Origin of the sequence: Saccharopolyspora hordei (genome assembly GCF_013410345.1) — a bacterium.
GTDB lineage: Bacteria > Actinomycetota > Actinomycetes > Mycobacteriales > Pseudonocardiaceae > Saccharopolyspora > Saccharopolyspora hordei.
Map to the genome: position 1 here is coordinate 4,867,597 of NZ_JACCFJ010000001.1, position 22,336 is coordinate 4,889,932.

Genomic DNA, 22,336 nt, shown 5'->3' on the forward strand with positions numbered 1-22,336 from the left:
CGGTGGTGGTGACCGCCGATCGTGGTCCGGCGAACGGCGCCCCGTCAACGCGGTGCGGGCGAGCCAGATCACCCGTTCGTCCGGAAAGCGGCCCTGACCACGCACCGCCACCGCTAGGCTCCGTTCCGTCCACGTCGAAGGAGGAGCAGCGGTGACGGGCGCGCGCGTGGAGCCCCAGGGACGACAGCGGGAACGCAAGTCGGTGGGACAGCGGCTGTGGCCGGTCGGGATCGTCGCGGACGTCGCCGCGGTGGTCACCCTGCTGACCGGGCCGACGACGGCCCTCGCCCTGGTCATCGCCGCGGTCGCGCTGCTGCTCGGCGCGGTGCACCTGGTGTCGAGCTACGGCAAGCGCGTCGACCAGTGGGTCCTGGTGGCGGTCGTCGGGGTGGTGGCGGGCGCGGCGGTGATCACCGCGATCGCCACCCAGTCCCTGCTCGCGGCGACCTCCCCGACACCGCCCGCCCAGCCCCCGTCTCCTCCCGCCGGGACGGCCGCACCCGCGCCGAGCTCGGCTGCTGCCACGACGAGCTCAGCCCCGACGACCTCGTCCTCGGTGCCGAACGGCTCGATCACGCCCCCGGTCCGGCGCGAGACCGGCGACCACCCCATCGTGCTGACCGACGGGTACGCGCTGGACCTGGACTCCACCGATCCGCTCTGGCCCGCCGAGGAGGCCCTGAAGAGTTCCGACGAGGACCTCGTGAACTACTCCGGCGACCTCCACGCGAGGAACGACCTCGCACCCGCAACACCCGACGCCACCTACGCGGACTGCGTGCGCGCCGGCTACGTCGACACCGTCGAGTCCTCGAGCCTGAGGCCCGGCGCGGCGTTCTGCGTGAAGACCGACGACGGCGCCTACGCGCGGGTCGTCGTCCGCTCCTTCCGCAACAGCTCGGACAGCGCCTACCGGATGGAACTCGACATCACGGTGTGGGAGCAGCCGGGCTAGCTCACGCGGCGGGCTCCCGCTCCCACCGGGCCTGGACCGCGTCGGCGTCGTAGCCCACCGGCTCCCACCGCTTGGCCAGCAGGGCGACCAGGCCCATCAGCGGGGCGAGCGCGATCACCCAGAACACGCCGCTGCCGAGGGCCGCGCTGAGCACCGGGAAGAAGAACAGCGCCAGCGTGGAGCCGACCCGCAGGGTGCCCTGGTTGAAGCCGATGCCGGTGCCGCGCATCTCGGTCGGGTAGCTCAGCGAGGCGAAGCTCATGAAGTGCGCGCCCGGCCCCGACGCCTGGGCGAACATGAACGCGCCCAGCGCGCCGATGGCGAACAGCACGTACGCGGTCGCCGAGGGCTCCCCGATGAGCGCCAGCACCACCAGCGAGGCGAACTGCACCGCGAAGCCGGAGAAGGTCATCGTCCAGGCACCGGCCGCGTTGGCCAGCCGGATGCCGAGCAGCCCGCCGGTGACCGCGAAGACCAGGTTGAGCACCAGCGACGCGGTGATGGTGTTCAGCGCGCCCTGGGCGAGGATGCTGGCGATGATGATCGGCAGGCCGTAGGCGACCGCGTTGTAGCCGAAGGTCTGGGCCAGGCCGATGGTCAGCGCCTGGACGGTCCGGGCGCGGTAGCGGCGGTGGAACAGCCGCGCGAAGTCGCGCAGGCCGCGGCGCTCGGCCTGCTGCGTCCCGGCCACCTCCGCGTCCGGGGCCACCACCGCGTTGACGCCGTAGGAGGAGCGCAGGATCTCCGCGGCGCGCTCCAGGTCGCCCTGGTTCGCCGCCCACGAGGGCGACTCGTTCATGTACTTGTTGCGCACCAGCAGGATCACCAGCGCGGGCACCGCGCCGAAGCCGACGGTGAACCGCCACAGCAGGTCGTGGTGCTGGTCGGGCAGCGCGAAGTACAGCGCCATGATCACCAGGTAGCAGGCGCTGGTGGCCCCGTACCAGGCCGGCGACCAGGCGGCCGTGCGGGAGCCCTTGCTGCCCTTGCCCTTCAGGCGGGAGAACTCGGCCAGGAAGGCCATGGCGACCGGGATGTCCATGCCGACGCCGAAGCCCATGAGGAACCGGCAGACGACCAGGACCTCCACGTTCGGCGCGAGCGCGCAGCCGAGCGCGGAGACCACGAAGAACAGCATGTCGGCCATGAACACCCGGTAGCGGCCGAGCCGGTCCACCAGGACGCCGCCGAGCCAGGCGCCGAAGATGGCGCCGACGCTGATGGAGGCGGTGACGGTGCCCGCCCCGACCGGGGAGAGGCCGAACTGCTGCTTGATGTCGGTGATGCCGTAGGCCAGCGAGGTCAGGTCGTAGGCGTCGAGGAAGATGCCGCCGAGCGCCAGCAGCACGATCACCTTCGCGTGGCTGCCCCGCGCGGCGCCCGAGTTGACCAGGTCGGTGACGTCCCGAGCCGAGCGGATGAGCACCTGCTCCCCGCCGGCCACCGGTTGCGTGGACACTGCTTCCCCTCCGCGTCGAACGATCGTGCTCGGGCGGGGGCTCGCGCAGGCGCGGCTCCTGCCGCGTGCGCGGCACCTGCGCCCGTTCGCGAGGGGCCAGCCTAACCGTCCGGAACCGGCCGTCCACATGCTGGAACACGCCGCTCGCGGCGTGCCTCGGGGCACCGGCGCTCACGCGACTCCCCGGGGAACCAGGTGTCCGATTGCCCGGGAGATCGCGCCGCCCCGGACACGGCGTCGGCGTGTCCGGGGCGGCGTGCGGGTGTGGGTCGCGGTCGACGGGCCGCGACCGCAGATCGGGTCAGCCGAAGAGGACCTCGGCCTCGGCGTAGCGCTCCAGCGGGACCGTCTTGAGCCGGGCCGTGGCTTCGCGCAGCGGCACGCGGACGATGTCCGTGCCGCGGAGGGCGACCATCTTGCCGAAGTCGCCCTCGGTGACCGCGTCGATGGCGTGCAGGCCGAAGCGAGTCGCCAGCACCCGGTCGTAGGCGGTCGGGGTGCCGCCGCGCTGCACGTGGCCGAGGACCACCGCGCGGGACTCCTTGCCGGTGCGCTTGGCGATCTCGTCCGCCAGCCAGGTCCCGACCCCGCCCAGCCGGACGTGCCCGAAGGCGTCGCGCTCGCCGGTGGCCAGCACCTCCTGGCCGCCCTCCGGCACCGCGCCCTCGGCGACCACGATGATCGGCGCGTACTGGCGCTCGAAGCGCTGCTCCACCCAGTCGCAGACCTGCTCGACGCGGAACGGCTTCTCCGGCACCAGGATCACGTTGGCGCCGCCGGCCAGGCCGGAGTGCAGGGCGATCCACCCGGCGTGGCGGCCCATCACCTCCACCACCAGCGCGCGGTGGTGCGACTCCGCCGTGGTGCGCAGCCGGTCGATGGCCTCGGTGGCGATGTGCACCGCAGTGTCGAAGCCGAAGGTGTAGTCGGTGGCGTCCAGGTCGTTGTCGATGGTCTTGGGCACGCCGACCACCGGCACCCCGTCGTGGGTGAGCTGCTCGGCGACGCCGAGGGTGTCCTCGCCACCGATCGCGATGAGCGCGTCCACGCGGTGCTCCGCCAAGGTGTTCTTGAGCTTGGCGATGCCGTCGTCGACCTTGTACGGGTTGGTCCGGGAGGAGCCGAGGATGGTGCCGCCGCGGCTCAGGACGTCCTCGACGCGGTCCAGGGTGAGCGGCATGGTCAGGCCCTCCACCGGGCCCAGCCACCCGCTGCGGAAGCCCAGGACCTCGTGCTGGTGCACCGAGATCCCCTTGCGGGTCACCGCCCGGAGCACCGCGTTGAGGCCGGGGCAGTCGCCGCCCCCGGTGAGCACTCCGACACGCATTCCAGCGGGCATGGTTTTCGCCGCCTCCTCAGTGAGCCTGGTTGTGACAGAGGTCTCCCCCTGACACAGCCTGGCACGGACTGGATCGTTGCAGCAAGCAACCGCACCCCCACCAGCCGCGACCGCCCCCAGTTCACCGACGGCGCCGCACCCCTGGCTCGAGCCCCCACCACCGGCACCGCCAAGCGAGGCGAGCACACGCCGCCGGATCAGATGGCGAAACCGCGCTTCTTGCGCACTTCCTCGATGACCTTCCACCGCTCCAGGTTGTGCCGGGCGTCGGCGAGCGCGTCGTGCGCGTTCTCCGGGGCGGCGGGCAGCTTCGGCTTGCCCACGTCCTCCCAGCGCTGGCGGAGGTCGCGGGTGAACTTCGGGATCCGCGACGGCAGCATCGGCATCGCGCCCCACAGCTGGGCCAGCGCCACGTGGTCGTAGGCCGCGTACCAGGCCCACAGCTCGGGGTTCGAGCCGCGCGAGGTCATGAACTCGTAGAGGTCTTCGCGGATCCGGGCGCGCGAGCGCCAGCACGGGTCGGCGGGCGGCGGCAGCTGCGGCAGCACGTGCTGCCGGACCCAGGCGCCTGCCCGGGACGCGTCGAACTCGGTGGACACCGCGTAGAACTCGCGGCCGGACTCGTCGACCATCCCGATCGACACCAGCTCGATGGTCTGTCCGTCCTCGATGAACTCGCAGTCGTAGAAGAACCTCACCAGATCAGCGTAGGTGCCGGTCATCGCGCTGCGTGTACGGGGAGGGACCGCGCACCGCGACCGCGGCCCGGCGGGTCAGCCGGCCTTCGACTCCGGCAGCCGGTCGCTGGACCCGCTGGGCTTCCAGCCCGCGATGTGCTTGCCCTGCGCGGCCATGTCGTCCTTGACCTTGGCCGCGTAGACGTCGACGTACTCCTGGCCGGACAGCTCCATCAGGGCGTACATGATCTCGTCGGTGATCGACCGCTCGACGAACCGGTCGCCGGCCATCCCCTCGTAGCGGGAGAAGTCCAGCGGCGGCCCGACCTTGACCACGACCTTGTGCGGGTACCACATCTTCGAGCCGATCGGGTTGACCCGGTCGGTGCCGAACATCGCGATCGGGATCACCGGGGCACCGGACTCCAGCGCCATCCGCGCCACCCCGGTCTTGCCCTTGTACAGCCGGCCGTCCGGCGAACGGGTGCCCTCCGGGTAGACGCCGAGCAGCTTGCCCTCGCGGAGCAGCCGGACGCCGGTGTCCAGCGCGGCCTGCGCGGCGGCGCCGCTGGAGCGGTCGATCGGCACCTGGCCGACGCCGGAGAAGAAGTACTTCTTGAGCTTGCCCTTGAAACCCTTGCCGGTGAAGTACTCGCGCTTGGCCAGGAAGGTGACCCGGCGCGGCATCATCAGCGGCATGAAGAACGAGTCAGCGACCGCGAGGTGGTTGCTGACCAGGATCGCACCACCCCTGCTCGGCACGTGCTCGGCGCCGTGGATCTCCGGACGGAAGAACAGCTTCAACCAGGGCCCGAGCAGAACGTGCTTCATCACCCAGTACAACACCGCGCCGCCGCCTCCCTGCCCAGCAAGATTCCGCTGCTCAGCCTACGGAGCACGCGCGACCAGCACAATGCGATCGCGACGATGGTGATCTACCCGATTCCCGGATCCGCGAGGCGGCCCCGTTCGTCGGCATCCCGTGCGACGATGACCCTACCGGCACACCGATGCTCAGGGAGGCTGTGGTGCCCGTGCCCTCCGGCGCCGAACCGTTCGCGCACGACGGATCGGAGGACGTCGGCGTCCTGCTCTGCCACGGTTTCACCAGCACACCGCAGAGCATGCGGGCCTGGGGCGAGCACCTGGCCGCGGAGGGCGTGACGGTGCGCTGCCCGCTGCTGCCCGGGCACGGCACCCGCTGGCCGGACCTGAACCGCACCACCTGGCAGGACTGGTACCGGGCCGTCGAGGACGAGCTCGCGGACCTGCGCGGGCGGTGCACGTCGGTGTTCGTGTTCGGCCAGTCCATGGGCGGTACGCTCGCGCTGCGGCTGGCCCAGGAGCACCCGGACGTGGCGGGCCTCGTGCTGGTCAACCCGTCGGTGCTGACGCAGCGGAAGGCCGCGCGGCTGGTGCCGCTGCTGAGCCGCGTGTGGCCGTCGGTCGGCGGCATCACCGGCGACATCGCCAAGCCCGACGGGTTCGAGCTGGCCTACCACCGGCTGCCGCTGCGGGCGATGGCCAGCCTGCAGCAGCTGTGGGACGTCGTCCGCGCCGACCTGCGGCGCGTCCGGCAGCCGGTGCTGCTGTTCCGCTCCGCGGTCGACCACGTCGTCGAACCGGCGAACGCCGCGACCGTGCTGGACGGGGTGAGCAGCGAGGACGTCACCGAGGTGGTGCTGGCGGACAGCTTCCACGTCGCGACGTTGGACCACGACGCACCGCAGGTGTTCAGCGGTAGCGTCGAGTTCCTGCAACGGATCCACCGCTACCGGGCCGAGGAAGCCGTATGAGCACGCGCCGCGACAACCCCGACGGGCCGGAGGACATCGACGCCGCCTTCGCCGAGATCGTCGCCGACCTGGAACGGGACGCGACCTTCGCGCGGTGGCCCGAGGACGCCGACCCGGGCGACGAGGACGACCGGACGGAGACGCCGCCTGCGGTCGAGCCGACAGCGGTCGCGCCGGTCGAGAGCGGGCCGCGGGACTGGACGCCGTCGGCCGACGAGGACGACGAGCACTACGTCCCGCCGGAGCCCCCGCCGCTGCCGACCCCGCGCGCGGGCACCCTGGTGGGCATCGTGGTCGTGGTGGTCGGCGTGCTGGTCACGCTCGGGTCCGGCCTGGCCGGGCTGTCGGGCGCGGTCGCGCTGCCGCTGGGCCTGGTGCTGATCAGCGGCGGCATCGGCTGGCTCCTGCTGCGCCTGCGCCAGCCCCCGCGCGGGTCCGACGACGACGGCGCCCAGGTCTAGCCGCCGAACGGGGCCTTGGGCGCCTGCAGGACGTGCTCGCGGGCCAGGGCGGCCGCACCGATCATGGCCGCCGGGTCGCCGTACCGGGCGACGACGACGTCCGCCAGCGGGCGGTGCCCCGCGCCGGTGACCGTCCGCGCGTAGTGCTCGCGCGCCGCGTCCAGGTACAGGTGCGCCGAGCTCGACACCCCGCCCGCGATCACCACGACCTCCGGGTCGTAGACGTCGGCGACCAGCGCCAGCCCTTCGCCGAGCCAGCGCGCCAGGTCGGCCATCGCGCGCCGCGCGAGCGGGTCGCCGGCCTCCGCCGCCTCGGCGACGTCCACACCGGTCGGTTCGGCCAGCTCCCGCAGCACGCTGGGCTCGTCCCCGGCGCGCAGCAGCTCCGCGGCGGTGGCGGCCAGCGCCGTCCCGCTGCAGTAGCGCTCCAGGCAGCCGCGCTTGCCGCACGAGCACTGCCTGCCGTCCGGGACGACCCGCAGGTGCCCGAGCTCCGGCGCCACGCCGCGGGCGCCGCGGAAGACCTCCCCGTCGATCACCAGGGCGGCCCCGATGCCCGTGCCGATGGCCACCAACGCCGCCACCCGGGCGCCGATCGCGGCGCCGAACCGGTGCTCGGCGATGGCCGCCGCGTTGGCGTCGTGCTCCAGCACGACCGGCAGCCCCAGCTGCGCGGAGAGCTCGTCGGCGACCGCGACGTGCCGCCACGCCAGGTGGGGCGCGAACCGCACCATGCGGCGGTCTTCGCTGACGAAGCCCGCCACGGCGAGCCCGACCGCGGCCACCGGGTACCGGTCGGACAGCACCCGCACCGTGCTGGCGATCGCGTCGTTGAGCTCCGGGCCGCCGGACGGGGTCGGCACCCGGTGGGTCTCCAGGACTTCGCCGTGCTGGTCCACGACGGCGGCGCGCACGCTGGTCCCGCCGACGTCCACTCCGATCGTCAGCACTGCGCTTCGGCCCCGTCCAGCACCGTGCCGCCCACCCGCCGCACGTGGATCCGCTGCACCTTGGTGGGCTCCTCCGGTGCGCGCTCCGGCTGCGCCGGCTCCGGCTCGGGATCGGCCACCGCCTGCCGCAGCAGCTGCACGATCCCGAGCAGCTGGTCGTTGAGCTCGGGGCGGCGCCCGCGCACCAGCGCCACCGCCGCGCACAGCGGGCACCAGCCGCAGCCGCGCTCCTCGGCCTCGGCGCGCGTGCCGCACCCGCGCAGGTACTCCTCGGCCCTGCCCGCCAGCGCGTCGAGCAGCAGCCGCAGCTCCTCGACCAGTTGCTCGTGCTTGCCCGTTCCGTCCACCGCTCTCACCGCATCCACTGTTCCGGATCGGGCCGGAAGCGCACGGTCAGCCCGTCGTCTCCGGCGATCGCCGAGGTCACGACGCACCGCCGCAGCACGGCGGGCAGCGCGACCAGGCGGCGACGACCGTCCACTGTGATCGCCAGCTCGTCCCCCACGCGCGCCAGGTCCAGCTCGGCTCCGGGGTGCAGGGGCAGCCCGATCTGCAGCTCGTACTCGGCGTCCAGCGACCGCCCGCCGCCGACGACCCGCATGACCGGCGCGCTCGACGGGTCCTCCAGCGGGTCCGCCTGCCCGTAGAGCTCGGCGCCGAGCGCCTGGAGCGCCTCCGCGCCCACCGGTTCGGCGGCGCGGTGCTCCACGACGCGCACCGGCAGGTCGGTCGCGGCGCGCAGGGAGTCGAGGACGGCTTCCTGCTCGCGGCGCCGGGTGCGCAGCCACTGCGCCGCCGCGCCCCGCGCCGACCCCGGGTCCGGCACCACGCGGTTGGCCACCAGTCCGTCCACCCGGACCTGCTGCAGCGCCAGCGCGGTCAGGGTCCGGCGGGTCTCCGCGGCGACCACCGATTCCGGGGTCAGCACCAGCCGCACGCTGGTGCCCGGGCCGGTGAGCAGGTCCTTGAGCGCGGCCAGCCGTTCCGCCAGCCGCCCCAGGCCGTCGGCCACCGCGTCCCAGCGCTGCACCTGGTCGCTGCCCGCGATGCCGGCGAGCAGTCCCCGCACCGCCCTGCGGTGCGCCGGGAACAACCGTTCCAGGTAGCCGGCCAGCGATTCCGGCAGGGCGAGCAGCCGCAGGGTCTCCGCGGTCGGCCCGCAGTCGACGAGCACGGTGTCCCACAGCCCGCTGGCGGCCAGCCGGTGCACCTCGGTGAGCGCGAGCAGGTCCTCCACCCCGGGCAGCACGGTCAGCTCCTCGGCGTCGACCTCGTCCACCCCGGCGCCCTGGAGCACCGTCCGCAGGTGCTCGCGCAGCACGTCCCAGGTGCCGTCGACGAGCGCGCGGGTCTGCACCTCGGCGGCGTGCAGCACCGCCTGGTCCAGCCGCACCTCCGCGGGCTCGGCGCCGAGCTCGACACCGAGCGCGTCGCCCAGCGAGTGCGCGGGGTCGGTGGAGACCACGAGCACCTTGCCGCCCGCTCGGGCCACGTGGGTGGCCGTGGCCGCGGCGAGGGTGGTCTTGCCCACTCCGCCCTTCCCGGTGAACAGCAGGGTCCGCAACGGCTCACTCGGCCCGTTCGACGCGGCGCTTGAGCTCCTTCAGCGCCGTGTCCATGATCATCTTCTCCGCCTTGCGCTTGAACATCCCGATCATCGGGATGGCCAGGTCCACCGCGAGGCTGTAGGTGACCTCGGTGCGGTCGTCGGACAGCGGGTTGAGCCGGTAGCTGCCGCGCTGCGCCTTCTGCACCTGCCCCTCGGTGAGCTCCCAGCTGACCGACAGCCCGTCGGCCGCCCAGTCGTAGGCGTTGACGTAGGTGTCCTTGACCACCCCCGCGTCCAGCACGAAGCGCACCTGAGCGGCCTTGCCGTCCGGGGTGCGGGAGAGCACCTCGGTCTCCTTCACCGCTTCCGCCCACTCCGGGTAGGCGGCGAAATCCCCGATGACGTCCATGATCCGCGCGGCGGGGGCCTCGATCACGATGGACTGGGTGGACTGATCGACCATGCGCCGCAGGTTACCGGTTGCCGGTGCGCCCAGCGCCGCCGAGGACCTCGGTGTTCGACCTCCGTCACCACTGGATGACGTACGGGCGTCCGGTCCGCTTGAAATGCCCGACGTTGACGCACTCGGTCCGGCCCAGGCGCACCCGCGGCGCCAGCGGTTGGTGCACGTGGCCGAACAGCGACCAGCGCGGCCGGTCGGCGGCGATCCGCTCGACCAGCGCGGCCGACCCCAGCTCCGGCCGGCGGGCCACCACGTCGTAGGTCAGCTCCGGCACCGCGGGCGGCAGGTGGGTGCACAGCACGTCCACCCGGGGCAACGCCGCCACGGCCGCGTCGTAGTCCTCGGCCTGCCGCAGGTAGGGCACCCAGGCCGCGTGCTTGCGCAGCACCGCGCCGGGCGGGAGCACCGTGCCGCCGACGAACCCGAAGGTCAGCCCGCCGATCTCCACGCTGTCGCCGTCCAGCACGTGCACCCCGGTGCCGGCGAACTCCGGCCACAGGTGCGGCGCGTCGACGTTGCCGGGGGTGGCGTAGGTGGGGGCGGTCATCGCGCCGAACAGCTCGGCGTACTGCTCGCGCACCGCCTCCTCGACCACCCGGGCGGGGTCGGTCAGGCTCCCCCACAGGGACCGCACGTAGGCGCCGAACTCCGCGCTGTGCGCGCCGCGGCGCAGCTCGGCGAACCGGGCCACCTTCTCGGCGCCGAACACGCGCCCGAGGATCCCCTTGCCGTGGTCGTGGTAGTCGACGAAGTCGATCAGGTCACCGAGGACCACGAGCGCGTCGGCCCCGTCCCCCGCACGCTTGAGCGCTTCGACGTTGCCGTGCACATCCGAAACGACGTGGACCCGCATCCGACTCCCATCACCCGCGACTGCTCCCCTCGAACGTAATCCGTCCCGGGGGCGTCGCCCACCGCCCGTGGGGCGGGAGGGGACCGGAGTCACCGGGTCGATCACGTCGGGATCTAGGCTGGGTCTCGCTGAAGGGGCAGGACCGGAGGGGACTACCGCTCAGTAACCATCGGCGTTAGGTTGTGGCCCACTGACTGGCGTGTTTTCGGAGGTTTCGACGTGCGAGAGTTCAGCGCACCTGCCACCACGGCGGTGGCCGATGACGAGAACCTCACCGACATGGTGTGGGCCAACGCGGAGCGCTTCGGGAGCACGGTGAGCTTCCGGCGCCGGGTGGACGGCACCTGGGTCGACGTCACGGCCGCCGACTTCGCCGCGCAGGTGCTGGCGGTGGCGAAGGGCCTGGTGGCCAGCGGCCTCCAGCCGGGAGACCGGGTCGGGCTGATGTCCCGGACCCGCTACGAGTGGAGCTTGCTGGACTTCGCGATCTGGACCGCGGGCTGCGTCACGGTGCCGATCTACGAGACCTCCTCGGCCGACCAGGCCGAGTGGATCCTCACCGACTCCGGTGCGAAGGCGGTCTTCGTGGAGACCGAGGCCCACCGCGCCGAGGTGGACAAGGTCGTGGACAAGCTGCCCGAGGTCTCCCACGTGTGGCAGATCGAGGGACCGAGCAGCGGCGGCGCGGCCACCGCGGTCGACGAGCTGACCGCCCTGGGCGCCGACGTCGACGAGCGCGAGGTGCACCAGCGGCGCCGCGCGGTGAACGCCGACGACGTGGCCACCCTGATCTACACCTCGGGCACCACCGGCCGCCCCAAGGGCTGCGTGCTGACCCACCGCAACGTGCTCGCCGAGGTGCGGGCCGACATCGAGGCCTTCCCGCAGCTGACCAAGCCGGGCAACTCGATGCTCATGTTCCTGCCGATGGCGCACGTGCTGGCCCGCGCGATCACCGTGATGTGCGTCTACGGCCGCGTGACCCTCGGGCACACCAGCGACGTCAAGGAGCTGGTCGCCGACCTCGGCTCGTTCCGGCCGACGTTCGTGCTCGCGGTGCCGCGGGTGTTCGAGAAGGTCTACAACACCGCCAAGCAGAAGGCGCACAGCAGCGGCAAGGGCAAGATCTTCGACACCGCCGAGGAGACCGCCGTCGCCTACAGCCGCGCCCTGGACTCCGGTGGCGCCGGGCTGGCGCTGAAGCTCAAGCACCTGGTGTTCGACAAGCTCGTCTACGGCAAGCTGCGGGCCGCGCTCGGCGGCCGGTGCATCGCCGCGGTCTCCGGTGGCGCGCCGCTGGGCGAGCGGCTGGCGCACTTCTTCCGCGGCGTCGGCGTGCCGGTGCTGGAGGGCTACGGGCTCACCGAGACCACCGCCGCGGCGGCGGTGAACGTGGAGAGCGCGTTCAAGGTCGGCACCGTCGGCCGGCCGATCTCCGGCACCACGATCCGCATCGCCGAGGACGGCGAGGTGCTGATCAAGGGTGACGTGGTGTTCCGCGAGTACTGGAACAACCCGCAGGCCACCAAGGAGGCCCTGGAGGACGGCTGGTTCCACACCGGCGACCTGGGCTCGCTCGACGAGGACGGCTTCCTGCGGATCACCGGCCGCAAGAAGGAGATCATCGTCACCGCCGGCGGCAAGAACGTCGCCCCGGCCGTGCTGGAGGACGCGCTGCGGTCGCACCCGCTGATCAGCCAGTGCATGGTGGTCGGCGACAAGAAGCCGTTCATCGGTGCCCTGATCACGCTGGACCAGGAGTTCCTGCCGTCCTGGCTGGCCAACCACAACCGCCCGGAGGACACCCCGGTCGCCGACCTGGTGGACGACCCGGACCTGCGCGCGGAGGTGCAGAAGGCGGTGGACGAGGCCAACAAGGCGGTGTCCCGGGCCGAGCAGATCAAGCAGTTCCGCATCCTCCCGGTGGACTTCACCGAGGCCAGCGGCGAGATGACGCCGAGCATGAAGCTCAAGCGCAACAAGGTCGCCGAGAACCACGCCGCGGCCATCGAGTCCATCTACTCCTGAGCCGCTCCCGGCTCGACCGCCCACCGGCTCGGGGCGGGGTGGTGCCAGCTCCCCAGGACCTGCCACCACCCCGCCCCGAGTCGCACCGGCCCCGGCGGTGGTGGGCCTGGCCGGCGTCAGCCGAAGGTCGTGGCGAGGTCGGTGGCCCAGCCCCGGGTGAGTTCGGCCGTGGTGAGGCCGGTCTCCTCGCGGAGGGCTGCTTCGGTCTGGTCGGGTGCGCCGGTGGCCGCGACGCGGTGGTAGAGGCGCACCAGGCGCTCCTCCCCGAACCGCTGCGCCAGGTGCCGGACGAACGACCACGACAGCTGGTAGGCCAGGCGCAGCTGGCGGTCCGCCTGGTGGAAGTCCTCGTCACGCGGCAGTCCCCGGGGCGGACCGCTGGTGCGCACGTACCGGACCAGGTCGGGGGCGATCTCGCGCGGTGGCACCCGGCTGTCGCGGTAGCCGACGTAGTCGGCGAAGCCCTCCCGCATCCACATCGGCGCCTCGTCCACTGTGTACGCGCGCGAGGCGATGTGGGTGATCTCGTGGCGCAGCACCACCCGCAGCGCCGCGTCGGACAGCTCCTCGGTGGCCCGCGGGTTCAGCACCACCCGCGGCCCCTCCACCCGCCGAGCCGCGACGTCCACCCAGTCCGCCACCGCCACCGCGGCGATGCCCTCCGCGGTGAACCCCGGCCCCACCAGCGCCAGCAGTTCCTCGCGCGTGGCCGGCACCAGCACCCCCACCCGCTGGTCCCAGCCCGGCCCCCAGACCTCGGTCACGTCGCGGACCGCGGCGTCCAGCTGCCGCGCCACCCGCTCGACCGGCTCCCGCTCGTGCCCGATCACCAGCCCCGTGGCCGTGCGCTCGACGTGGCACGGGCCGAAGTCCCAGGGGCCGCGCCACCGGTGCGCCCCGGCGTCGTCGGCCACGTACCAGGAACCGCCCCGCCGCACGAAGGACTGGGCCACCGGCCGGGTGGTCGGGACGCTGTCCACCCCGGCCAGCGCGTACCGGAGCACGACGTGCGGGGACCAGCTGTCCCCCGCCGGTTCGGTGGTCGCGTCGAGCCGGTAGGACCACTCGGCGAGCGGGACCTGAGCCAGCGCGCGGAACCAGGCCAGCTGGCGCTGCCGGAACTCCGCCGGCGCCCAGGGGTCCACTGTGGCCGCGAAGGCGGCCTCGTCCCCGGCGCGGACCGCGGCGGCGCGCTGCGCCAGCAACCGCCGCACGGCGAGCTCGTGCGGCGGCGCGGACGCCGCCAGCGGGGCGTGCTCGACGACCGCGCCCGGCGTGGCGGGCAGTCCGAGGACCGCCACCCCGGCCAGCACGGCACCGGAAGCGACGGCAGCCAGCCATGCGCGAAAGCGCCCCGACCCCAGCACAGGGCGCATCGTAGGGCCGATCACGAACCAGACGTCGCGCGGCCCGCCGGAACGGCCGTCGGGGCCGGCACGTCGTCCGTGCCGACCCCGGTGCGATCAGCTCAGCCGGCGATGCGGCGGATGGTGTTCACCGGACCGATCTTCTTGTAGTCGGTGACCTTGACGACGTCGCCCGTGGTCGGGGCGTGCACCGCCTTGCCGTTGCCGATGTACATGGCCACGTGGCTCACCGGGCTGTAGTAGAAGATCAGGTCGCCCGGCTTCAGCTGGCTGGCCGAGACCGCCCTGCCCTGGGTGACCTGGGTCTTGGTGGAGCCGCCGATGGTGACGCCGGCCTGCTTGTAGGCCCAGTACATCAGCCCGGAGCAGTCGAACGACGACGGCCCCTTGGCACCCCACGAGTACGGCGCGCCCTGCTTGCCCAGCGCCGCGTTGACCGCCTTGACCGCCGCGCCGGAACCGGCGATCAGGCCCACGCCGAGCTCGCCGTCGGACTTCAGCGAGTCCTGGTCCTCACCGGAGAGCTCGGCGTAGCGCTCCTCGACCTTCTCGATCTGCTCCTGCATCTCCTCGGACTTCACCTTGAGGTCCTCGGCGATGCGGGCAGCGTCCGCCTCGGCCTGCGCCGCCCGGTCGCGGGCTTCGTGCGCGGCCCGCTCGGCGGCCTCCGCCTGGCGACGGGCCGAGACCAGGGCCTTGACCGCGTCGTTGTTGTCCTTGGCCAGCGCGTCCAGCGCGGACGCGCGGTCGAGGAAGTCCTCGGGGGTCTCACTCACCAGCAGCGCGGACAGCTTGTTCAGCCGGGCGCCCTGGTAGGAGGCCTGGGTCAGCCGGTCGACCTTGACCCGGAACCGCTCCTCGTCGGCCCTGGCCTGGTTGGCGACCTGCTCGGCCTGGGCGGCTTCCTCGATGGCGCGCTGGTGCTCGGCCTTCTTGGCCTCGTGGTCGTCCTCGGCCTTCTTCTTGTCCTCGGTGATCTGCACCGCCTGCCTCTGCAGGTCACGCACCTGCTTGGCGGCGTCCGAGAGGTTGTCGGGAAGTGGTGGGTCTGCGAGCGCTGGCCCGGAGGACATGCCAACGACGGCGACTACCGCGGTCGCGGTAAGGGCTCCTCGCAGAGATCGCTTCAGTCGGTGCGACGCCACGTCGCGCACAGCTCCTTCTGCTTCTCCACCCGCTTGCCTGCCGGATGCCCCCGTACCCGGCTCGGCCGACTCCCCCGACAAGTCGTTCAGCGGTGCCCCGCGGGTCGCCCGGTCTGGGCAACTGATCGCCACGAGGTCCCGGTCAGGTTACGAAAGGTGAGCCGCGACGTCCAGAAGCGGGGTCGAATTCTTGTGCACGGCCGCACAAGACCTCTATCGGACGAGATCCGTGCGCTCACAGTGACCAGATCTGCGGGCCATTGACCTGGACTCATGAAGATCGCCGCCGGGCGAGACGAAGATCGACGACGCCGCAGTTCCCCCTGGTGAGATCGGCCACGCCCGTCCGATCGCCGGGCGGTCGATCCCCGTCGCTGAACCGTCAGACGCGGTTCAGCCGGGCCAACAACGTCGCCGACGGCACCGCGTACGCGCCGCGCCGCTGCACCGAGGTGACCACCGCGCGGTCCGAGGTCGCCACCACCACCTGGCGCCCCTTCGGCTCCGCCGAGACCAGGTCGCGGATCACGTCGTCGGCCTGCACTCCGGGCTCGCTGAACAGCACCCGCACCCCGCGCGGTCCGGCCGTCGGCACGGACAGCACGTCGGCGCCGTCGAACACGACGGTCACCTCCGCCCCGGTCCGCGCGGCCAGCGCGGCGAGCTGGTGCGACAGCCGGTCGCGCTGGTCGGACAGCGGCAGCTCCGGGTACCCGGTCTTGGTCACGTTGTAGCCGTCCACGACGAGGTGCACGGCGGGCAGCGCCAGCAACCGGTCCAGCGTCGCCACGTCCGGCACGCCCCCGGTGGCGCCGGAGTGCTCCCGCACCCGCTGCACGACGTCCGCGGGCCGCGGCCCGCTGCCGCTGGCGCCGAGCTCCCGCCGCAGGCCGCCCACGGCGCCCTCCAGCGTGTCCAGCAGCAGCGCCAGGCGCACCTCGTCGCCCTGCCGGGCTTCCCGCGCGCTCTGCCGCGCCACCTCGACCTCGGCGCTCGCGCGCTCCGCGCGCCGCCGCTCCTCCTGCGCCCGCGCCCGTTCCCGGTCGCGCTCCGCGGCGATCTCCGCGACGGCCGCGTCGCGCTCCGCCCGCACCGCCGCCAGCTCGTCGTCCGCCCGCTCCGCGGCGTCCCGGGCCTCCTTGAGCCGAACGCCCTGCTCGCGCAGCCGCTTGCGCAAGCGGTCGGCCTCGCTGTTGTTCTCCTCCCCCACCCGGGCCGCGGCGCGGCGGGCTTCGGCGAGCTCGCCGCGCAGCCGGTCCACTTCGGCCGCCAGGCGCTCGGCCCGCGCCACCGCGGAGTCGCGCTCGGTGCGCAACTGCCCCTGCTCGGCGCGGAAGCCGATCAGCTCCACGTAGTGCGGCGCGACCGGCGAACCCTGCAGGACCGCCGCGGCGGCGACCACCAGCGGGTCGGGATCGTCCAGGGCGAGCGCCTCCGGGTGGTGGTTGCGGCACCAGTCCACCACCGCGGTGCGGAAGACGCTGGAGTCGCGCAGCGCGTCGAGCAGCGCCGGCTTGCCCAGCTTGGCGCGCTTGGCGGGGGCGAACTTGACCACCGGGCGCAGCTGCGCGGGCACGTCGGTCGGGCGCATCTCGCCGAGGGCGCCCGCGGCCAGTTCGGCGAGCCGCGCGCGCAGTGGTCCGGGCAGCTCGTCCCAGTGCACGGTCGAACCCGTCTGCTGTGCACTGTCCACAGCAGACTCGGCGGGTTCGGGGGTGTCCGCTGACCCCGGCATCGGTGGCGCCACCCCCACAGGCTAATGGGCTGGTCCCCGGAACCCCGCATCCACCGCACTGTCGGAGGCGGGACGTACCGTGATCGTCGATGTCCGCGCACCCGCAGTTGTCCTTCGACGAGATCCTGACCAGCGAGGAAGTCCCGCTGCACGAGGTCACGTTCGTGGTCGTCGACCTGGAGACCACCGGCGGCGACCGCGCGCAGGACGCGGTGACCGAGATCGGCGCGGTCAAGGTCCGCGGTGGCGAGGTGCTCGGCGAGTTCGCGACCCTGGTCAACCCGGATCGGGGCATCCCGCCCTCGGTGGTGACGATCACCGGCATCACCGAGGCGATGGTCGTCGACGCGCCCCGCGTGGACGCGGTGCTGCCCGCCTTCCTGGAGTTCTGCCGCGGGTGCGTGCTGGTCGCGCACAACGCGCCGTTCGACATCGGGTTCCTGCGCGCCGCCTGCGAGCGGCTCGGGTTGCGCTGGCCGCGCCCGCAGGTGGTGGACACCGTCCGGCTCGCCCGGCGGGTGCTGACCCGGGACGAGACGCCCAACTACAAGCTCGGCACGCTCGCGCGGGTGCTGCACGCGCGGACCGAACCGGTGCACCGGGCGCTCGACGACGCCCGCGCCACCGTCGACGTGCTGCACGCGCTGCTGGAGCGGGTCGGGTCGCTGGGCCTGCGGACGCTGGACGACCTGCTCAGCCACCTGCCGGACGTCACCCCGCAGCAGCGGGGCAAGCGCGGTCTCGCCGACGCGCTGCCGAACGCGCCCGGGGTGTACCTGTTCCGCGGCCCCCGCGACGAGGTGCTCTACGTGGGCACGGCGACCGACCTGCGGCGCCGGGTCCGGCAGTACTTCACCGCGGGCGAGCGGCGCAGCCGCATCAAGGAGATGGTGGCGATCGCCGAGCGCGTCGACCACGTCGAGTGCGCGCACCCGCTGGAGGCCGCGGTGCGCGAGCTGCGGCTGCTCGCGGCGCACCAGCCGCGCTACAACCGCCGCTCGAAGCAGCCGCAGCGCGCCTGGTGGGTGGTGCTGACCGACGAGCCGTTCCCGCGCCTGTCGATCGTGCGCACCCCGCGTCCGGGGGCGCTGGGGCCGTTCAGCTCCCGCGGCGCCGCCGCCGACGCCGTCGAGGCGCTGCAGGCCGCGACGGCCGTGCGCCGGTGCACCGAGCGCATCTCCGCACGCGCCCCGCGCGGGCGCCCGTGCGCCCTGCACGAGCTGGGACGCTGTGGCGCGCCCTGTGCGGGCCTGCAGAGCGCCGAGGAGTACGAACCCGAGGTGATCGCCGTCCGCGAGGTCATCGGGGGCCGCAGCGCCGTCCTGCTGGAGCGGCTGCGCGCCGAGCTCGACCGCCTCTCGGACGCCCAGCGCTTCGAGGACGCCGCCGCGCACCGCGACCGGCTCGCCCGCCTGGTGCGGGCGCTGGACCGCGGACAGCGGCTGGCCGCGCTGGCCGCCGTCGAGGAACTGGTCGCGGCCCGGCCGGACGGCCGGGGCGGCTGGCACCTGGCGGTGGTCCGCCACGGCAGGCTCGCGGCCGCCGGCACCGCCCGCCGCGGGGTGCCCCCGATGCCGGTCGTGGAGGCGCTGCGGGCCTCGGCGGAGACCGTCGTCCCCGGCCCGGGTCCGCTGCGCGGCGCCACCGCGGACGAGGCCCGCGTCGTCTACCGCTGGCTGACCACCGGCGGCACCCGCCTGGTCCGCTGCTCCACGCCCTGGGGCGAACCGGCGGGCGCGGCGGGCTCCTGGCACGCCTGGCTGGACAAGGCGGTCAACGGCCGCACCGCCTACGCCGCCGTCGACTGATCCCGCGGTGCCGCCCGGGACGTGACGAGGCCCGGCACCCCTCGGGGTACCGGGCCTCGTTCGGTGACAACGACCTGTGGGTCACTCGGTGGGCTGCTGCGGCTTGCCCGCCGTCAGCTCCCGCTCCTCGGCCTCCTCCTCGCTCTTCAGCTGCTCGTGGCGAGCCCGCTCCAGCGCGGTGGTCTCGTCCACCGGGTCCGGGCGGAGCAGGCTGCCCGCGACCGGGCTGCCCGCCGCACCGAGCTTGTTCATCTTCTTCGGCACCGGAGCGCCCTGGTAGGGCAGCGGCTCCGGGTGGCCGTGGTCGTCCACCGGGCCGAGCGGCTGGTGGACCTCGATGAACTCACCGTGCGGCAGCCGCTTGATGATGCCGGTCTCCACGCCGTGCTCCAGCACCTCGCGGTCGCTGTGCTGCAAGCCCAGGCAGATCCGGTAGGTGATGTAGTAGGCGATCGGCGGCAGCACCAGCAGGCCGATGCGGCCGAACCAGGTCATCAGGTTCAGCGAGATGTTGAACTGGAACGCCACGATGTCGTTGGCGCCCGAGATGAACAGCACCCCGAAGAACGTCAGCGCCATCACGCCCAGCGCGGTGCGGACCGGGGTGTCCCGCGGCCGCTGCAGCAGGTTGTGGTGCGCGTTGTCCTTGGTCAGCTTGCGCTCGATCGCCGGGTACAGGAACAGCGTGGTGAACAGCACGCCCATGCCGATGATGCCGGCGAAGAACACCGGCGGCACCGTGTACGGGCCGAGGTAGAGCTCCCAGGCCGGCCAGACGCGCAGGATGCCGTCCGCCCACATCAGGTACCAGTCGGGCTGCGAGGCCGCCGACACCTGCGAGGCGTTGTACGGGCCGATGTGCCAGATCGCGTTGATCTGGAAGACGCCCGCCATGATCGCGCAGACGCCGGTCACCAGCGCGAAGAACGCACCGGCCTTGAGGGCGAACACCGGCATGATGCGCACGCCGACCACGTTGCCCTCGGTGCGCCGCACGCCCGGGAACTGGGTGTGCTTCTGGTACCAGACCAGGGCCAGGTGCGCCGCGACCAGGCCGAGCATGATGCCCGGGATGATCAGCACGTGCAGCACGTACAGCCGCGGGATGATCTCGGTGCCCGGGAACTCGCCGCCGAACAGGGCCCAGTGCAGCCAGGTGCCGATCACCGGGATGGACAGCACGATGCCCGACATGGTGGCGCGGATGCCGGTGCCGGACAGCACGTCGTCCGGCAGCGAGTAGCCGAAGAAGCCCTCGAACATGCCCAGCATCAGCAGCAGGGCGCCGATGGTCCAGTTGGCCTCACGCGGGCGCCGGAACGCACCGGTGAAGAACACCCGGAACATGTGCAGCATCATCGCGGCGACGAAGAGCAGCGCCGCCCAGTGGTGCAGCTGCCGGATGAACAGGCCGCCGCGGACCTCGAACGAGATGTCCAGCGTGCTCTCGAACGCGCGGGACATCGGGATGCCCTGCATGTTCTGGTACACGCCGTTGTAGACGACCTCCTCCATGGAGGGGTCGAAGAACAAGGTCAGGTAGACGCCCGTGACGATCAGGATGATGAACGTGTACAGGCAGATCTCACCCAGCAGGAACGACCAGTGCGTGGGGAAGACCTTGTTCAGCTGCCGGCGCACGCCCTTGGCCATCCGGTAGCGCGAGTCGAGCTCGTCAGCCGCCGTGGCGATCTTGCGGTACGCGGCGCTCTCCGATTTCGTCGGTTGGGTGATCGAGCTCATGCGTTGCGCTCCCAGTAAGCCGGACCCACCGGTTCGATGAAGTCGCCCTTGGCCACGAAGTAGCCGTCCTCGTCCACCGTGATCGGCAGCTGCGGCAGCGCTCGTGTGGCCGGGCCGAAGACCGGCTTGGCGTAGGTGTTGACCACGTCGAACTGCGACTGGTGGCACGGGCACAGCAGGCGCCCGGTCTGCTGCTCGAACAGCGAGGTCGGGCAGCCCACGTGGGTGCAGATCTTCGAGTAGGCGTAGTAGTCGCCGTAGTTGAAGTCCTCCTGCCCCTTGCGCTTGATCGGCTTGCTGCCCGGGCGCAGCCGGATCAGCATGACCGGCGCGTCGCCCTTGCGCAGCGAGGTTTCCAGCTCCTCAGTGCCGCGCATGGACTCGCGGAAGGGGTAGACCGTCTCGAAGCCGCCCGCGTCGATGTCCTCGGGGCGGACCAGCGAGACCTCGTGCTTGTTGCCGGTGTCGCGGCGCAGGTAGGTCTTCTCGCCGGTCTCCGACAGCCAGCCGGTGTGCTGGAGCGACTCCGGACCGGTGGTCGCCCACGGGTTGCGGACCAGGCCGCCGACGGCGAACACGCCGGCGCCGAGGCCGAACGCACCGACACCGAACCCGGCGGTCCGCTTGATCAGCGACCGGCGGGCGATGCCGCTCTTGTCACCGGCGTCGGCCAGCAGGGCGGCGGTCGTCTGGCGGTCGACCTCCTCCGAGCCGTGCCCGTCGTGGCGCTGCTGGACCGCGACCTCCTGCGGGATGAACTTCTTCTGGTACTGCACCACGCCGATGCCGACGGCCAGGATCGCCAGGCCGAAGAAGAAGCCGACCAGCGGGTTGTACAGCGAGTAGATGAAGTGCCCGCGCTCGTCCGACGGCGGGACGTAGTCCCACGGCCAGAAGATGAAGACCGCGATGAACGCCAGCGCCGACAGACCCGCCAGCGCGAACCAGCCCGCGACGTTCCGCTCCGCGCGACGCTCCGCGCGAGTGCCCTTGACCGGCCACTGCTCCCGGTACTCGACGAGCTCGACGTCGTCGAGCGCCAGGCCGAGCCGCATCTTCTCGTCGCGGCTCATCTCGGCCAGCTCGGCCTCCGTGTATTCCTTCTTCTGCTCACTCATGCCCTGGCTCCGATCCACAGGGTGAGGCCGACGAGCGCGCCGATGCCCACCACCCAGGCGATGACGCCTTCCGGTCCCGGACCATAACCACCGAGGTCGTTGCCGCCGGGGTTGTTGTTCCCGTTGGTGACGGACTTGACGTAGGCGATGATGTCCTTCTTCTCCTCCGGGGTGAGCTGCCGGTCCGAGAACTTCGGCATGTTCTGCGGCCCGGTGAGCATCGCCTCGTAGATGTCCTGCTCGGTCGACCCGTGCAGGTTGGGCGCGAACTTGCCGGAGGACATCGCGATGCCGCGCCCGGTGAAGTTGTGGCAGGACGCGCAGTTCAGCCGGAACAGCTCAGCGCCGCGCGCGGGGTTCTCGCCCCGCAGCGCCTCGCCGGTCTGCTTCGGCGACTCGGGTCCGCCACCGTAGGTCTGCACGTACGCGCTCAGCGCGTCGATCTCCTCGGGGGTGAACTTCGGCGGCTTGCGCATCGCCTGCGCCTCCTGCCGCACCATCGGCATCCGGCCCGTGGAGACCTGGAAGTGCACGGCGGCTTCGCCGACGCCCACCAGGCTCGGTCCGCGGTCCTGGACGCCCTGCAGGTTGGCGCCGTGGCAGCTGATGCAGGCGTTGTTGTAGAGCTGCTCGCCCTGCCTCACCAGAGCCGGCTCCGCAGCGGCCTGCGCGGTCTGCGGCTCGGGAGTCACGACGGTGTACAGCCCACCGGCACCCACCAGCGCGATGCCCAGCGCCAGTACACCGGAGATCCGCCGCTTGAGCTTCGAGCCCGCGCGGTTCCGTTTCTTGTTGGTGGTCATGAGTGCGGCAACCCTTGCTGTCCGGTTCGGGGTGTTCGGTTTCGACCTCGTTCGGGGGTGCCGAGCGGGACCGCCCGGCTCCTCGCC

At 72.5% G+C, this 22,336-nt stretch carries 20 protein-coding genes; 5 read left to right on the forward strand and 15 right to left on the reverse strand.

The genetic code is table 11. The features are described 5' to 3' along the window. Positions 1-151: 151 nt before the first annotated feature. Complete coding sequence (locus HNR68_RS22295) at positions 152-955, forward strand: hypothetical protein (RefSeq protein ID WP_179723701.1); 804 nt, start codon at positions 152-154, stop codon at positions 953-955. Position 956: 1 nt separating this feature from the next. Here HNR68_RS22295 and HNR68_RS22300 read toward each other — a convergent pair whose 3' ends face one another. The 4 genes from HNR68_RS22300 to HNR68_RS22315 form a co-directional block, all read right to left on the reverse strand. Beyond that, positions 957-2,414, reverse strand: a complete 1,458-nt coding sequence (locus HNR68_RS22300) for an MFS transporter (protein WP_343050330.1) — start codon at positions 2,412-2,414, stop codon at positions 957-959. Positions 2,415-2,715: 301 nt separating this feature from the next. After that, entirely contained in the window at positions 2,716-3,741 is a 1,026-nt protein-coding gene (locus HNR68_RS22305; RefSeq protein ID WP_179723703.1) for a 6-phosphofructokinase, read from the reverse strand. Between the two features lie 209 nt (positions 3,742-3,950). Then, on the reverse strand, positions 3,951-4,451 hold the full coding sequence (locus tag HNR68_RS22310; RefSeq protein ID WP_179725376.1) for a polyadenylate-specific 3'-exoribonuclease AS: 501 nt from the start codon (positions 4,449-4,451) through the stop codon (positions 3,951-3,953). A 75-nt stretch (positions 4,452-4,526) separates the two neighbouring features. Next, complete coding sequence (locus HNR68_RS22315) at positions 4,527-5,276, reverse strand: 1-acyl-sn-glycerol-3-phosphate acyltransferase (protein ID WP_179723704.1); 750 nt, start codon at positions 5,274-5,276, stop codon at positions 4,527-4,529. 182 nt (positions 5,277-5,458) lie between these two features. Between HNR68_RS22315 and HNR68_RS22320 the strand changes: the two genes are divergently transcribed. Both HNR68_RS22320 and HNR68_RS22325 read left to right on the forward strand, forming a co-directional pair. Then, a complete protein-coding gene (locus tag HNR68_RS22320; protein ID WP_179725378.1) occupies positions 5,459-6,226 on the forward strand; it encodes an alpha/beta fold hydrolase in 768 nt (255 codons plus the stop codon). Continuing rightward, positions 6,223-6,687 (forward strand): DUF308 domain-containing protein, encoded by a 465-nt coding sequence (locus HNR68_RS22325; RefSeq protein ID WP_179723705.1) that lies wholly within the window; start codon positions 6,223-6,225, stop codon positions 6,685-6,687. The genes HNR68_RS22320 and HNR68_RS22325 overlap by 4 nt, the downstream gene beginning before the upstream one ends. Here HNR68_RS22325 and HNR68_RS22330 read toward each other — a convergent pair. The 5 genes from HNR68_RS22330 to HNR68_RS22350 all read right to left on the reverse strand — a co-directional run bounded on the left by HNR68_RS22330 (position 6,684) and on the right by HNR68_RS22350 (position 10,502). Then, entirely contained in the window at positions 6,684-7,637 is a 954-nt protein-coding gene (locus HNR68_RS22330; RefSeq protein ID WP_179723706.1) for an ROK family protein, read from the reverse strand. The genes HNR68_RS22325 and HNR68_RS22330 overlap by 4 nt on opposite strands. Beyond that, positions 7,631-7,993 (reverse strand): hypothetical protein, encoded by a 363-nt coding sequence (locus HNR68_RS22335; protein WP_343050332.1) that lies wholly within the window; start codon positions 7,991-7,993, stop codon positions 7,631-7,633. The genes HNR68_RS22330 and HNR68_RS22335 overlap by 7 nt, the downstream gene beginning before the upstream one ends. Then, positions 7,990-9,201 carry an ArsA family ATPase gene (locus tag HNR68_RS22340; protein WP_179723707.1) on the reverse strand — a complete coding sequence of 404 codons (1,212 nt, stop codon included), beginning with the start codon at positions 9,199-9,201 and terminating at the stop codon, positions 7,990-7,992. Before HNR68_RS22340 ends, HNR68_RS22335 begins: the two co-directional genes overlap by 4 nt. Before the next feature lie 4 nt (positions 9,202-9,205). Continuing rightward, complete coding sequence (locus HNR68_RS22345) at positions 9,206-9,649, reverse strand: SRPBCC family protein (protein ID WP_179723708.1); 444 nt, start codon at positions 9,647-9,649, stop codon at positions 9,206-9,208. A gap of 64 nt (positions 9,650-9,713) precedes the next feature. Next, on the reverse strand, positions 9,714-10,502 hold the full coding sequence (locus tag HNR68_RS22350; RefSeq protein ID WP_179723709.1) for a metallophosphoesterase family protein: 789 nt from the start codon (positions 10,500-10,502) through the stop codon (positions 9,714-9,716). Between the two features lie 219 nt (positions 10,503-10,721). On the opposite strand from HNR68_RS22350, the gene HNR68_RS22355 reads away from it, so the two are divergent. Further along, entirely contained in the window at positions 10,722-12,530 is a 1,809-nt protein-coding gene (locus tag HNR68_RS22355; RefSeq protein ID WP_179723710.1) for an AMP-binding protein, read from the forward strand. A gap of 116 nt (positions 12,531-12,646) precedes the next feature. On the opposite strand, the gene HNR68_RS22360 is transcribed toward HNR68_RS22355, so the two are convergent. From HNR68_RS22360 to HNR68_RS22370, 3 genes are all read right to left on the reverse strand, one after another. Continuing rightward, positions 12,647-13,897, reverse strand: a complete 1,251-nt coding sequence (locus tag HNR68_RS22360; protein WP_343050334.1) for a M48 family metalloprotease — start codon at positions 13,895-13,897, stop codon at positions 12,647-12,649. Positions 13,898-13,998: 101 nt separating this feature from the next. Then, positions 13,999-14,970, reverse strand: coding sequence for an NlpC/P60 family protein (locus HNR68_RS22365; protein ID WP_179723711.1), 972 nt, complete (start codon positions 14,968-14,970; stop codon positions 13,999-14,001). 454 nt (positions 14,971-15,424) lie between these two features. Next, positions 15,425-16,777, reverse strand: coding sequence for an NYN domain-containing protein (locus HNR68_RS22370; protein WP_179723712.1), 1,353 nt, complete (start codon positions 16,775-16,777; stop codon positions 15,425-15,427). An 89-nt stretch (positions 16,778-16,866) separates the two neighbouring features. Here HNR68_RS22370 and HNR68_RS22375 point away from each other — a divergent pair, with 89 nt between their 5' ends. After that, positions 16,867-18,585 carry a DEDD exonuclease domain-containing protein gene (locus HNR68_RS22375; RefSeq protein ID WP_179723713.1) on the forward strand — a complete coding sequence of 573 codons (1,719 nt, stop codon included), beginning with the start codon at positions 16,867-16,869 and terminating at the stop codon, positions 18,583-18,585. An 81-nt stretch (positions 18,586-18,666) separates the two neighbouring features. Here HNR68_RS22375 and qcrB read toward each other — a convergent pair whose 3' ends face one another. From qcrB to qcrC, 3 genes are read right to left on the reverse strand one after another with little or no spacing between them, the layout of a single operon-like run. Beyond that, positions 18,667-20,328 (reverse strand): cytochrome bc1 complex cytochrome b subunit, encoded by a 1,662-nt coding sequence (qcrB, locus tag HNR68_RS22380; RefSeq protein ID WP_179723714.1) that lies wholly within the window; start codon positions 20,326-20,328, stop codon positions 18,667-18,669. After that, entirely contained in the window at positions 20,325-21,446 is a 1,122-nt protein-coding gene (gene qcrA / locus HNR68_RS22385) for a cytochrome bc1 complex Rieske iron-sulfur subunit (RefSeq protein ID WP_179723715.1), read from the reverse strand. The genes qcrB and qcrA overlap by 4 nt, the downstream gene beginning before the upstream one ends. Continuing rightward, positions 21,443-22,249 carry a cytochrome bc1 complex diheme cytochrome c subunit gene (qcrC, locus tag HNR68_RS22390; protein ID WP_179723716.1) on the reverse strand — a complete coding sequence of 269 codons (807 nt, stop codon included), beginning with the start codon at positions 22,247-22,249 and terminating at the stop codon, positions 21,443-21,445. Before qcrC ends, qcrA begins: the two co-directional genes overlap by 4 nt. Between the last annotated feature and the right edge of the window lie 87 nt (positions 22,250-22,336).

Coding starts and splice junctions, on each gene's coding strand:
- HNR68_RS22305 (WP_179723703.1), bottom strand. CDS start 3,741: ATGCGTGTCGGAGTGCTCACCGGGGGCGGCGACTGCCCCGGCCTCAAC.
- HNR68_RS22325 (WP_179723705.1), top strand. CDS start 6,223: ATGAGCACGCGCCGCGACAACCCCGACGGGCCGGAGGACATCGACGCC.
- HNR68_RS22345 (WP_179723708.1), bottom strand. CDS start 9,649: ATGGTCGATCAGTCCACCCAGTCCATCGTGATCGAGGCCCCCGCCGCG.
- HNR68_RS22350 (WP_179723709.1), bottom strand. CDS start 10,502: ATGCGGGTCCACGTCGTTTCGGATGTGCACGGCAACGTCGAAGCGCTC.
- HNR68_RS22365 (WP_179723711.1), bottom strand. CDS start 14,970: ATGTCCTCCGGGCCAGCGCTCGCAGACCCACCACTTCCCGACAACCTC.
- HNR68_RS22370 (WP_179723712.1), bottom strand. CDS start 16,777: ATGCCGGGGTCAGCGGACACCCCCGAACCCGCCGAGTCTGCTGTGGAC.
- HNR68_RS22375 (WP_179723713.1), top strand. CDS start 16,867: ATGTCCGCGCACCCGCAGTTGTCCTTCGACGAGATCCTGACCAGCGAG.
- qcrB (WP_179723714.1), bottom strand. CDS start 20,328: ATGAGCTCGATCACCCAACCGACGAAATCGGAGAGCGCCGCGTACCGC.
- qcrA (WP_179723715.1), bottom strand. CDS start 21,446: ATGAGTGAGCAGAAGAAGGAATACACGGAGGCCGAGCTGGCCGAGATG.
- qcrC (WP_179723716.1), bottom strand. CDS start 22,249: ATGACCACCAACAAGAAACGGAACCGCGCGGGCTCGAAGCTCAAGCGG.